General features: G+C 39.9%; 1 protein-coding gene. It reads right to left on the bottom strand.

From position 1 onward, the window contains the following. The coding region (locus HMPREF2574_RS11125; RefSeq protein ID WP_142350186.1) for a transposase at window positions 1-396 on the bottom strand (396 nt) is incomplete at both ends.

Here is a 396-nt window from a genome sequence, read left to right on the forward strand (position 1 = left end):
TGGTTAGATGCATACGAAAAGTAGGGCGATAAAATCGCTTATCGCTCAGTTTACGACTATTCTGCTGTATAAGCTTCCAGTAGCGTTTGATGGTCTTGTATTCATGGGATTTTCGATCGAATTGATTCATGATTTGAACACGGACACGACTCATAGCACGGCTGAGATGTTGGACAATATGAAAACGATCTAGAACGATTTTAGCACAAGGAAAAAGCTGCTTAGCTAAGGCATAGTAAGGACTAAATATATCCATCGTAATGATTTTCACCTGACAACGAACAGCTCTATCGTATCGAAGAAAGTGATTTCGGATGATAGCTTGTGTTCTCCCCTCAAGAACAGTGATGATATTGCGATTGTCAAAATCTTGCGCAATGAAACTCATCTTTCCCT

Origin of the sequence: Streptococcus sp. HMSC034E12 (assembly GCF_001835915.1) — a bacterium.
Classification (GTDB): domain Bacteria; phylum Bacillota; class Bacilli; order Lactobacillales; family Streptococcaceae; genus Streptococcus; species Streptococcus vaginalis.